The organism is Niallia sp. FSL M8-0099 (genome assembly GCF_038006945.1).
Lineage (GTDB): Bacteria > Bacillota > Bacilli > Bacillales > Cytobacillaceae > Niallia > Niallia circulans.
On the sequence record NZ_JBBOWF010000007.1, the window covers coordinates 17,495 to 30,036 of the forward strand.

8 protein-coding genes and 1 riboswitch are annotated in these 12,542 nt (G+C 35.7%); of the genes, 5 read left to right on the plus strand and 3 right to left on the minus strand.

The annotated features are described in order from the left end of the window. Positions 1-127 precede the first annotated feature (127 nt). A complete protein-coding gene (guaA, locus tag NSQ92_RS26605) occupies positions 128-1,678 on the plus strand; it encodes a glutamine-hydrolyzing GMP synthase (protein ID WP_047943383.1) in 1,551 nt (516 codons plus the stop codon). 224 nt (positions 1,679-1,902) lie between these two features. Here guaA and NSQ92_RS26610 read toward each other — a convergent pair whose 3' ends face one another. From NSQ92_RS26610 to NSQ92_RS26620, 3 genes are all read right to left on the minus strand, one after another. Further along, positions 1,903-2,706, minus strand: coding sequence for a sulfite exporter TauE/SafE family protein (locus NSQ92_RS26610; RefSeq protein ID WP_047943384.1), 804 nt, complete (start codon positions 2,704-2,706; stop codon positions 1,903-1,905). Between the two features lie 263 nt (positions 2,707-2,969). Continuing rightward, positions 2,970-3,791 carry a pyruvate, water dikinase regulatory protein gene (locus NSQ92_RS26615; protein WP_047943385.1) on the minus strand — a complete coding sequence of 274 codons (822 nt, stop codon included), beginning with the start codon at positions 3,789-3,791 and terminating at the stop codon, positions 2,970-2,972. A 12-nt stretch (positions 3,792-3,803) separates the two neighbouring features. Next, the gene (locus tag NSQ92_RS26620) at positions 3,804-4,433 is read right to left on the minus strand and encodes a CBS domain-containing protein (RefSeq protein ID WP_144546466.1); all 630 of its coding nucleotides are present in this window, start codon (positions 4,431-4,433) and stop codon (positions 3,804-3,806) included. A gap of 191 nt (positions 4,434-4,624) precedes the next feature. Here NSQ92_RS26620 and ppdK point away from each other — a divergent pair, with 191 nt between their 5' ends. From ppdK to ptsG, 4 genes are all read left to right on the plus strand, one after another. Then, positions 4,625-7,234: a pyruvate, phosphate dikinase gene (gene ppdK, locus NSQ92_RS26625; RefSeq protein WP_341153418.1), complete on the plus strand. Its 2,610-nt coding sequence runs from the start codon at positions 4,625-4,627 to the stop codon at positions 7,232-7,234. A 93-nt stretch (positions 7,235-7,327) separates the two neighbouring features. Further along, a riboswitch (purine riboswitch) is annotated at positions 7,328-7,430 on the plus strand. 140 nt (positions 7,431-7,570) lie between these two features. After that, positions 7,571-8,899 carry an NCS2 family permease gene (locus tag NSQ92_RS26630; protein WP_061801243.1) on the plus strand — a complete coding sequence of 443 codons (1,329 nt, stop codon included), beginning with the start codon at positions 7,571-7,573 and terminating at the stop codon, positions 8,897-8,899. Between the two features lie 180 nt (positions 8,900-9,079). Further along, the gene (gene glcT, locus NSQ92_RS26635; protein ID WP_047943389.1) at positions 9,080-9,922 is read left to right on the plus strand and encodes a glucose PTS transporter transcription antiterminator GlcT; all 843 of its coding nucleotides are present in this window, start codon (positions 9,080-9,082) and stop codon (positions 9,920-9,922) included. Positions 9,923-10,109: 187 nt separating this feature from the next. Continuing rightward, positions 10,110-12,179, plus strand: a complete 2,070-nt coding sequence (ptsG, locus tag NSQ92_RS26640; RefSeq protein ID WP_047943390.1) for a glucose-specific PTS transporter subunit IIBC — start codon at positions 10,110-10,112, stop codon at positions 12,177-12,179. Positions 12,180-12,542 lie beyond the last annotated feature (363 nt).

Sequence of the window (12,542 nt, forward strand, 5' to 3'; positions counted from 1 at the left end):
TTGAATTCAAATCAGCACTTTTGTAAAAAAACAGAATCTGATTTAGAGAAAAGATAAGCATGAATAATGAAGGTATTTGGAAATAGTAAGAAGAGAAATTCAAATAGAGTAGTTGGGGTGAATAGGAATGGGGAAAGCGCATATAGAAGGTCAAGAAATGATCGTTGTCCTAGATTTTGGTAGTCAATATAATCAATTGATTACAAGAAGAATAAGAGAATTTGGAGTATATAGTGAGTTGCATCCACATACCATTACAGCTGAAGAGATTAAGGAATTAAGCCCTTCAGGAATCATTTTCTCAGGCGGCCCTAATAGTGTATACGACGAAAATGCATTTGGCGTAGATAAGAAAATATTCGATTTAGGACTTCCTATTTTCGGTATTTGTTATGGGATGCAATTGATGACCCAGCATTTTGCCGGAAAAGTGGAAAAAGCAAAGCATCGTGAATATGGAAAAGCAGCAATTAATATTGAAAACAACTCTAAATTATTTGCTGACCTTCCAACAGAACAAATCGTTTGGATGAGCCATGGTGATTTAGTTGTTGAAGCACCTGCTGGATTTACAATTGATGCAACGAGCGCTTCTTGTCCGATTGCTTCGATGAGTAATGAAGAAAAAGGATTATATGCTGTTCAATTCCACCCAGAAGTTCGTCACTCTGTATATGGAAATGAATTATTGAAAAACTTTGTGTTCGGTGTTTGTGGCTGCAAAGGTGACTGGTCAATGGAGAACTTCATTGAAATTGAAATGGAAAAAATTCGCCAGACGGTCGGCGACAAAAAAGTTCTTTGTGCCCTAAGTGGTGGAGTAGATTCTTCTGTTGTTGCTGTGTTGATTCATAAAGCTATTGGTGATCAATTAACCTGTATATTCGTAGACCATGGACTTCTTCGCAAAGGCGAAGCGGAAGGAGTAATGAAGACTTTCACAGAAGGCTTTAATATGAACGTCATTAAAGTAGATGCGAAAGAACGCTTTATGTCTAAGCTAGAGGGCGTAAGTGACCCTGAGAAAAAACGTAAAATTATTGGAAATGAATTCATCTATGTGTTTGATGATGAAGCAGCAAAATTAGAAGGAATTGATTTCTTAGCACAAGGTACTCTTTACACAGATATTATTGAAAGTGGTACAGCTACTGCACAAACCATTAAGTCCCATCATAATGTAGGCGGACTTCCTGAAGACATGCAATTCCAATTAATTGAACCTTTAAATACGCTATTTAAAGATGAAGTACGTGCTCTAGGTTCTGAGTTAGGAATAGCTGATGATATCGTTTGGAGACAGCCATTCCCTGGCCCTGGTTTAGGGATTCGTGTATTAGGTGCTATTACAGAAGAAAAACTAGAAATCGTCCGTGAATCAGATGCCATTTTACGCGAAGAAATTAAAAAAGCTGGCTTAGAACGCGATGTATGGCAATACTTTACTGTCCTTCCTGATATCCGCAGTGTTGGAGTAATGGGAGATGCGCGTACGTATGATTATACAATCGGAATTCGCGCAGTTACTTCTATCGATGGAATGACATCTGACTGGGCAAGACTGCCATGGGATGTACTAGAAGTGATTTCTACAAGAATCGTTAATGAAGTAGCCCATATTAACCGCGTCGTGTATGACATTACTAGTAAGCCACCTGCGACGATTGAGTGGGAGTAAGAATACAACTTAATTTGAAGAGGGAACACCGATTTATAAGGGTTTAACCTTGTTAAAAATGGTCAAATACCATATAAAATAATATGGTTCCCTGCCAAAAACCCTACCAAGAAAAAATTTGGTAGGGAATTTTGCTTTTTCATTGAATTTTGGTAGGGAACATTTTCTGTAGATAACTTGGTTATATTATAATAAATATCTCTATGTATAATGTTATTCCGTAATTAGCTTATAATCATCATAATGACCACAATAAGCAGAAGAATTAAGTATATTTTGGAAAAGAGTTTGTCAGATAACTTTTGAGCCCAAGACCTTCCAATAGGTACGCCAACAAAACCACCGATTGTAAACCCGATTAGCGCAGGTAGGTATATAAACCCTAGAGTTGATGAAGGCATTGTATCTATCTGCCTTCCTGTAATTAAATAAGTAAAGGTTCCAACGATAGCAATTGGCAGACCTAATGGGGTAGCTAGAGCTACAGAATGTATCATACGCATACCTCTATTTCTAAGGTAAGGAATTGTCATGGTACTTCCGCCAATACCTAACAAGGTTGAAAGAAATCCAATGCCTATTCCAATAAAAGATGCTGAACTTTGCTTAGGCATATGAAATGATTGGTCATCAATCTCTCTGGTGAATGATTTTTTGAAAATGTTTGAAACCAAAACGTAAATTAAGAGACCAATGAACGCAAACCTAAGGAAATCGCTATCAATATAGACTGCAAGCATACCACCTATTAAAGAACCTATTGAAATATACCCTACTAATAGTTTGAAGACTGACCATGTCACATTGCCTTTTTTCGCATGATTATATGTTGAATTGAATGAATTAATAATCATAACTGCTAATGACGTACCAATAGCTGTATGCATTAAATATTCGCTTGGAATCGAATCTGGTAAAAATGCAAATAGGATAGGAACTACTACGAATCCACCCCCAAAGCCAAACATACTTGATAGAATTCCAATAATAACACCGATTAATGCAAACATTAAAAATGATAATTCCACTAAAAATCATCCCTCTTTACTTATATTAATTAAAAATCGTTCTTAGTATCAATATAATGGTACCATACTACAAAGAGATGCTGGGCTAATTCAAGCTGTTTGTACATTTATTGAATTTCTTGAGAAAAGAAGGTGGAAATATAGAGGAATAAGAATAAGTACTGGTATGCAATATTGCTTTATCGGAAAAAACGGATCATTATTTCATGCAATTGAATACTCAAGAATGCGTTGATTCAAAAAGAAGTAAGTATCCACCGGCTCTACCAGTGGATACTTACTTCTTTTAGATGTTTTTCTACTAGATAAGCTGTTTCCTCAATTGATTTATCTGTTACATCAATAACATAGGCGTTATGCTTTTTAAATACTTGCTTTGAATACTCTAACTCTTCATAAATTCTTTCTAAATTTGTATAACTAGATGAGTGACTCAATCCTAAAGAATCTAAGCGATTACTTCTGATTCTGGATAGGTTTTCTGGATTACAAATCAAGCCGATTATCTTCTGTCCCTCTACCTCCTCTAAAATGGAAGGTAAGGGAACTTCAGGTATAAGTGGTAAATTCGATACCTTATACCCTTTATTGGCTAAATACATACTCAAAGGAGTCTTGGAAGTACGAGAAACACCGAGTATTACAGCATCAGATTGAAGAAATCCTTGTGGGTTCTTTCCATCATCATATTTTACTGCAAATTCGATTGCTGCTATTTTATTAAAATATTCTGTATCTAGCTTATGTACAATACCAGGTTCTTCTATTGGGGTAGAACCTGTTTTAGATTTAATAATTTCAAAAAAGGGATTCATTAAATCCAAGTAATGTAACTTTGTTCGATTGCTGAAATCTTTAGCGACATTAGCTAAATGGTTATCAACTAATGTGCTAACTACTACTGCATCATCTTTTACCGCGTCATTTAATATATCAACTAACTCTTCTTCCTTGTTAACAAAAGAAAAACGGTAGCTGTTGTTGAATACTAAATCTGGAAATTGAGCAGTAACGGCTGCTAATAATTTTTGTGATGTTTCCCCTATTGAATCAGAAATGGTATATACAATGATTTCATTTTTCATAAAAAATCTCCTCTATCCATTTAATTCTGCCTTTCTTGCCTGTTGAATAATGAAATTTAATATTCTAGTTTTAGTGATTTTCCCAATCACTTTTCTTTCATTTTCATCATCCACAACAGGTAATGAGTCCACCTCAAAATCTTGAAGAATACTTGCCGCTTCTAAGATGTCCATGTCTTTTTTACAAACTTTAATATGAGGTACGCGAGTCATACAGACCGCTACAGGTGTCTGATCTATATTCGTATTTAATGAGGCTCTTAATAAGTCCTTTCTTGATAAAACCCCTAATAAAAGTTTTTCTTCTCCAGTGACATATAATGAACCTACATCATACATAAATAAAGTTGTTATAGCATCTCGAATGGAAGTATCTTGATTAACCATTAACGGCGGCATCATTATCTCATTTACTTTTGTATTAAAAGTTTTAAAAAAGAAAAATTTTTCTAAATCTGATCCCGAATAGGTGTACCCAATTTTGGGGGTAGCTTGTAAGATTCCGACAAGCGTTAAAAAAGATAAATCTGATCGCAGGGTGGCTCTAGATACATCCAATAAATCAGACACTTTTTCTCCACTTACAGGTTGATATTCTTTTACTATTTTAATAATTTTTTCTTGTCTTTCACTTAGTTTCATTATTATCTCCCAAAAAATAGATAGTTTAATTAGATAATAGGATTATCATCATTATGCATCTATTATACATCGATAATTTAATTATTCAACTTTAATATGTGTGTTATTTTTCGTATTGACAACTATATATGTGTCATATTAAAGTGTAAATAAAGTTAATGTGATACATATTTGAAATATGGAGGTAGACGATGGCAAAGTTGATTTATTTTTTCGAGGAAGGCAGTAGTAAAGACAAAGGATTATTAGGCGGCAAAGGGGCAAATTTAGCTGAAATGACTCGTTTAGGTTTACCAGTGCCAGCAGGGTTTACGATTACAACGGAAAGCTGTATGAAGTATCTAGAAGAACCATCCTTTTTTGAAGATTGGTTAAAAAAGGATGTTTTGGAAGCGGTTATAAAATTAGAGGCAGAGACGAAAAAGTCTTTTACAGGTGATGAAAATATTTTATTAGTTTCTGTAAGAAGTGGCGCAGCTTTTTCCATGCCAGGTATGATGGATACGATTCTTAACTTAGGATTAAATGATCTACGAGTTCAATCTTTAGCTCGATTAACTAGTATGGATTTTGCATTTGATTGTTATCGAAGATTATTGCAAATGTTTGGTGAAGTAGTATATGGCATACATAAGGATAAATTTAATATACGACTCCAAAAAATGGAAAAACACTTTAGCAAAACAGCTGCAGATTTTCAAGAAAAGGAACATTTGCAAGTAATTGAGTCCTTTAAAGAGCTATATATAGAAAACGAGAGGGTCTTTCCACAAAATCCAATAGATCAATTATTGGAAGCTGCTAAAGCTGTTTTTAAATCATGGAATAATCATCGAGCAAAGGTTTATCGCGAATTACATGAAATTCCTCATCATTTAGGAACGGCAGTAAATATTCAATCAATGGTTTTTGGGAATAGCGGAAATGAAAGCGGTACAGGTGTTGTGTTTACAAGGAATCCTGCCACTGGCGAAAATAAATTGTTTGGTGAATTTCTGCTAAATGCTCAAGGGGAAGATGTGGTAGCGGGTATCCGTACACCAGAATCTATCGAAGCATTACAGCAAGTCCTTCCGGAAGCATATGCAGATTTTAAAAGATATGCCAATATACTAGAACAGCATTATAAAGATATGCAAGATATTGAATTCACGATTGAAAATGGGAAATTATTTATTCTGCAGACAAGAAACGGAAAGCGGACGGCTAAAGCGACACTGCGAATTGCGTTGGATTTAGTTAAGGAAGGATTAATTACAAAGAGTGAAGCCTTATTACGTATTTCACCTGGAACGATTGATCAGCTAATCCATCCTATTTTTGATCCGCAGGCTATTCAAAACGTCGAATTACTGGCAGAAGGTTTACCGGCCAGTCCTGGCGCAGCTACCGGCGCCATTGTTTTTACTTCGGAAAAAGCTAAAGAATGTCATGCACTTGGCCAGAAAGTAATTCTTGTGCGACAAGAAACTTCACCCGAAGATATTGAGGGTATGATTGTCAGCGAGGCTATCGTTACAAGTCGAGGAGGAATGACTTCGCATGCAGCAGTTGTTGCCCGAGGAATGGGAACTTGCTGTATAACAGGATGTGAAGCATTAACTGTCAATGAAGAATTGAAAACAATTACTTGTGGAGAAAGGATTCTGACGGAAGGTGACCTTCTCTCTGTAGATGGTACTGCTGGTAAATTGTACTTGGGCGAAGTCCCTACTGTTGTAGCGGAAAACGACCTGAATTTAGAGCTTCTTCTTTCTTGGGCTGATGAATATGCTGATTTACAAGTACGCGCGAATGCTGAGACAGTTCAAGATTTAACAACGGCTATCGAGTTTGGAGCATCTGGTATAGGATTAGCGAGAACGGAGCATATGTTCTTTGGTGAAGAACGAGTGCTGGAAATGCGTCGTTTGATATTAGCGGAGAATAAAGAAGAAATCAGAGAAGCATTAGACAAATTGTTGGCTTTCCAACAAGAAGATTTTTACCAGATGTTTCAAGTTGTTGAAGATAAACGAATGGTCATTCGCTTACTAGATCCGCCTATGCATGAATTTCTGCCTAGTGACCTAAATGAAATGAAGCAGTTAGCGGTAAAGTTAAATAAACATCCATCGATTGTTGAAGAGCAAATTAAGAGGCTGCAAGAAACGAATCCAATGTTAGGCCATCGTGGCTGTCGTCTAGGAATAACAGAACCACAAATTTATCAAATGCAAGTAAAGGCTATCTTCCATAGCGCAATCCAGTTAACAAAAGAAGGATATACTGTCTTTCCTGAAATTATGATTCCTCTTGTGGCAGAAAAAGAAGAACTGGCCTATGTGAAGGCATTTTTAATAGAAACAATTGAAAATATCTTTGTTAATCATCAAATGGAGCCTTTTCCGTATGAAATCGGAACAATGATTGAATTACCACGTGCCTGTATAATAGCTGATCAACTTGCTCAAGAAGCCGATTTTTTTAGTTTCGGTACAAATGATCTTACACAAATGACATATGGTTTTTCTAGAGATGATATTGGGAAATTTATTCATTCATACAAAGAGAAGAATGTTATGGTGAATGATCCTTTTCAAACTCTCGATCAAAATGGAGTAGGGGAATTAATTAAATTAGCAGTAACGAAAGCACGACAGACTAAAGAAAACTTGATGATTGGTATTTGTGGAGAGGTTGGCGGAGATCCTAAATCGATAGCTTTCTTCCGAAATATTGGTATCGACTATGTTTCTTGTTCACCATATCGTATTCCTGCTGCTCGCTTAGCTGTTGCCCATGCAAGTATAAATAAATAAATATTTGTTAGAAAGCGAACGATTATTAATTTTTAATTATAATTGTTCGCTTTTTGTATTGACGAGTATTCGTCAAGCTGATAAACTGGATTTACAACTGAAAAAGATTTTACTCGTATAATATCGGGGAATACGGCCCGAAAGTTTCTACCGAGCTACCGTAAATAGCTTGACTACGAGGTAAGTGTATATAGGGAATCGTAATGAAATCATTTTTATTTTATTAAGTAATTTGCCCTTCCTATATAACACAAACCCTTAGTCAACGCTCCTTAATCGTAGGAGTGTTTTTTTGTTTTAGTAGATAATTAAAGCATTATGAGAGGGGAAAGATCAATGAAGAAGTTTTTCAAATTTGAAGAACTAGGCACAAATTACCGCAAAGAATTTTTAGGTGGTTTCACTACATTCCTTGCGATGGCTTATATTTTAGCGGTAAATCCATTTACATTATCATTAGGGGATGTAGCTGATCTTCCTGATGCGCTGCGTATGGACTATGGAGCAGTGTTTGTTGCAACAGCTCTTGCTGCTGCTGTAGGTTCTCTAATTATGGGTATTTTCGCTAACTATCCTATTTCATTAGCGCCAGGATTAGGGTTAAATGCATATTTTGCTTATACCGTTGTTTTAACACAGGGACATCCATGGGAATATGCGTTAGCGGCAGTATTTATTTCAAGTGTATTTTTCTTATTGTTAACAATCTCTGGACTTCGTGAGAAATTAATTAATGCTATTCCAGTAGAATTAAAGCTTGCGGTTGGCGCAGGTATAGGGCTATTTATAACGTTTATCGGATTGCAAAATTCTAAAATTATTGTTGATAACTCAGCGACACTTGTCCATATTGGTGATTTAACTAACCCAAGTACATTGCTAGCGATATTTGGTATTTTCATTACTATTATTCTTATGGTTAGAGGGATTCATGGCGGTGTATTCTATGGAATGATCATTACAGCAGTAGTCGGCATGATTTTCGGTGTAATTAATACTCCTTCTGCTGTGGTATCTGCTGTGCCAAGCATTGAACCGACATTTGGAGCATTATTCTCTGCGCTTGGTGATCCAGGATTTTATACACAGAGCATGTTAGTGGTCGTTTTAACATTTTTATTTGTAGACTTCTTTGATAATGCGGGCACATTAGTTGCGGTTGCTAATCAAGCAGGACTTATGAAAGAGAATAAATTACCAAGAGCAGGAAAAGCATTATTCGCAGATTCCATTGCTTCTATGGTAGGTTCTATATTCGGTACATCTACCACAACCTCTTTTATAGAGTCTTCAGCAGGTGTAGCCGCTGGTGCTCGTACTGGGTTTGCGGCAGTAGTGACAGCAGGATTCTTCTTACTATCCTTGTTCTTCTTCCCACTATTGGAAGTAGTCACATCAGCAGTTACAACACCAGCTTTAGTAGTAGTAGGTATTTTGATGGTTTCGTCCCTTGGTAAAATTGATTGGACAAAGTTTGAAGTGGCTGTGCCGGCCTTCCTTACTATTGTTGCGATGCCTTTAACATACAGTATTGCGACAGGTATAGCAGTAGGATTTATTTTCTATCCAATCGTAATGATTGTTAAAGGTCGTATCAAAGAAATTAATCCAATTATGTACGTATTCTTTGTTATCTTTGCATTGTATTTTGTCTTCTTGCAATAGCAGAAAGGGATTTAGAAATAAAAATAGTGTAAGATTTTATGAGTTTGAGAAAGTATATTTTCTTAGTAGGAAGAGGATATCCCTTTTTGGGTATCCTTTTTCTCATTTTTTCGTTGACTTACTATAAAGACTTTAATAACATTGAGTTACCGAGATGTCTGTCGAAGTGGGGAAATAAGTATGCCTAATTTACTAATAAAGAAAGCGCTGAATAATAATGTGCTCATTGGAGATCATCCGACCTATGGAGAAGTAGTGCTTATAGGAAAAGGTATAGGCTTTAATCAGAAAAGCGGAGATTATATTGATATTAGTGTTGTGGAAAAGTTATTTGTCTTAAAGGATGAAAAGGAGCAGAGCAATTATTTAAAGCTTCTTCCTCAAGTAGATAATGATTTATTAGATGTTATAGTATCATCTATTGAATTGATTAAAAACAAGACAAATGCAAAGTTGAACGAGCATATTCATATAGCGTTAACAGATCATATTATGTTCGCTTCCTCGAGAGTTTCGAACGGACTAGTATTAAATAATCCATTTTTGATTGAAACAAAGGCGTTGTACCCGTTTGAGTATTCAATAGCTGAAGAGGTTGTAAAATTAATAGGAGAACAAACAGGGCTTCAATTACCAGTGGGTGAAATCGGTTTCATCGCTTTGCATATTCATAGTGCCATGATGAACAAAAATTTATCAGAAGTTAATCGGCATTCACAGTTAGTCACACATCTAGTGAATTTAATAGAAGATCAACTAGAAACGAAAATTGATAAAGATAGCATCGATTATATGCGCCTTGTTAGACATTTGCGTTTTGCGATTGAACGGGTCAATACAGGAGAAAAAGTAGAAGAACCAGAAAAAATAACATTGCTATTGAAGAATGAGTATCCCCTATGCTATAATCTTGCGTGGAAGCTCATAAAAGTAATGCAACAAGTACTTAAAAGGCCAGTCTTTGACGCAGAAGCGGTATATCTGACAATGCATTTACAAAGACTTCAGAAAAAAATTAAATAGGTATTATCTTATCAACGTGTTACTGATTCGATCAGGCATGAGTGAAAAAGATGGTTGAGTTAAATGTTTTAGGGTAACCTACCCTTGAAGGTTTTTTTCAATCTCTCTTTACTCATGCCTTTTTTGTTTTTTTACTCTTGATTGAGAAAGCTTTTTGAGCCGAAAAATAACTTAGGAGGATTATGAAATGTTTAAAAAGATTTTTGGTGTTTTACAGAAAGTCGGTAAAGCACTTATGCTCCCAGTAGCTATTCTTCCGGCTGCCGGTATCTTGCTTGCATTTGGTAATGCACTGCAAAACCCAACACTACTAGATATTGCACCGTTTTTAAATAATAGTGGTGTGGAGATGGTTGCATCTGTAATGGAGGATGCAGGGAACATTATATTTGGTAACCTTTCCTTACTATTTGCTGTCGGAGTTGCCGTTGGTTTAGCTGGCGGTGAGGGGGTTGCTGGTTTAGCAGCTATTATTGGATTCCTTATTATGAATGTTACAATGGGTACTGTTCTAGGCATTGATGCGAAGGACTTAGAAGGCAGTACAGAATATGCAGCTGTTTTAGGGATACCTACTCTTCAAACCGGTGTGTTTGGTGGTATTATTGTTGGTATTGTTGCTGCCTCGATGTATAATCGTTTCTTTGAAATTGAGTTACCATCCTATTTAGGATTCTTTGCTGGAAAACGATTTGTTCCAATTGCGACAGCTGCAAGTGCTGTTATTTTAGGATTGATCATGATTGTTATTTGGCCGCCAATACAACATGGATTAAATGTTTTCTCTGAAAACATGTTAGGTGCTAATTTAACTTTATCAGCATTTATTTTTGGTTTAATTGAAAGATCATTAATTCCATTTGGTTTACACCATATCTTCTATTCTCCTTTCTGGTTCGAATTTGGTAGTTATACTACGAAAGCAGGAACAATTGTAAAAGGTGACCAAGCTATCTTTATGAGCCAAATTAAAGATGGAGTTCAAAATTTAACGGCAGGTACATTTATGGTTGGTAAATTCCCATTTATGATGTTCGGGTTACCTGCAGCAGCCCTTGCGATTTATCATGAAGCTCGTCCAGAGAAAAAAGCAATTGTTGGTGGATTAATGGGATCTGCAGCATTGACTTCTTTCTTAACTGGTATTACAGAACCGCTGGAATTCTCATTCTTGTTTGTAGCTCCAGTATTGTTTGGAATTCATGCTGTTTTTGCGGGTTTATCCTTTATGACAATGCATTTATTAAATGTAAAAGTAGGAATGACATTCTCTGGTGGTTTAATCGATTATGTGTTATTCGGTTTAATTAATCCGCAAACAAATGCGTGGATTATTATTCCAGTAGGTTTAGTGTTCGCGGTTATTTACTATTTTGGTTTCCGTTTTGCGATTCGTAAGTTCAATCTTAAAACACCTGGTAGAGAAGACGAGACAGAAGAAAGTGACAGTAGTTCAACAGGAGCTACTAGCGATCTTCCGTACGATGTATTAGAAGCAATGGGTGGACAAAACAATATTGCCCATTTAGATGCGTGTATCACTCGTCTTCGTGTATCTGTTAATGATATTAAGTCTGTTGATAAAGATCGTTTGAAAAAACTCGGTGCTGCTGGAGTGCTTGAAGTAGGGAATAATATTCAAGCTATCTTTGGTCCTCGTTCAGAAACGATTAAAGGTCAGATGAGAGATATTATGAGTGGGAAAAGACCACGTCCTGCTGCACAACCATCTATGGATAAAGAAGTACAAGAGCAAATTGAAGAGGTAAATCCAAGTGCCATGCAAAGTAATATAACAAGTGAAGATTCATTTGTTGCTCCTATTAAAGGAGAATTGGTTCCTATTACAGAGGTACCAGATGCGGTATTTGCAGGCAAAATGATGGGAGATGGCTTTGCGATTATTCCTTCTGAAGGAACGGTTGTTTCTCCTGTTGATGGAAAAATCGTTAACTTATTCCCAACGAAGCATGCTCTTGGAATTTTAGCCGACAACGGTCGTGAAATTTTAATTCATTTTGGTATTGATACAGTTAAATTAAAAGGGGAAGGCTTTGAAACACTTGTGTCTGAAAATGATCAAGTGAAACAAGGACAGCCTCTGTTGAAAGTAAACCTTGACTATATTAAAGAAAATGCAACAGCAACAATTACTCCAGTTGTGTTTACGAACTTAGCTGAGGGTGAAGCTGTACAAATTAATAAACGTGGTAATGTGGAATTTAAAGAGGAAGATGTAATAACCATTACTAAGTAATAGAATATATAGAAAAAACTCGGTCTCTTGATCGAGTTTTTTCTATATTATAATGAAGTTTTTTACGAGAGATATGATGTGTTAGAAAAAATCACTTATTTTAAGTTATATTCTTTTGGAATAATAATATTCGAAGATATTGTTAAGAGAGATGTTAAAATAGCAGGTGGATTTTATTTTTTAGTATTATTTATATTTATTATTGACTAAACTATTAAAAGTTGATATTATATATAAACAGCCTTGCGAATGCTGTTGATTCATTTGAATTGATAGTGAAATGAAAAATTATATTAAAAAAGTAATTGACTTATTTAGCAAAGGTTGATATGATATAAAAGTTGCTTTTGATAGCAATAATAA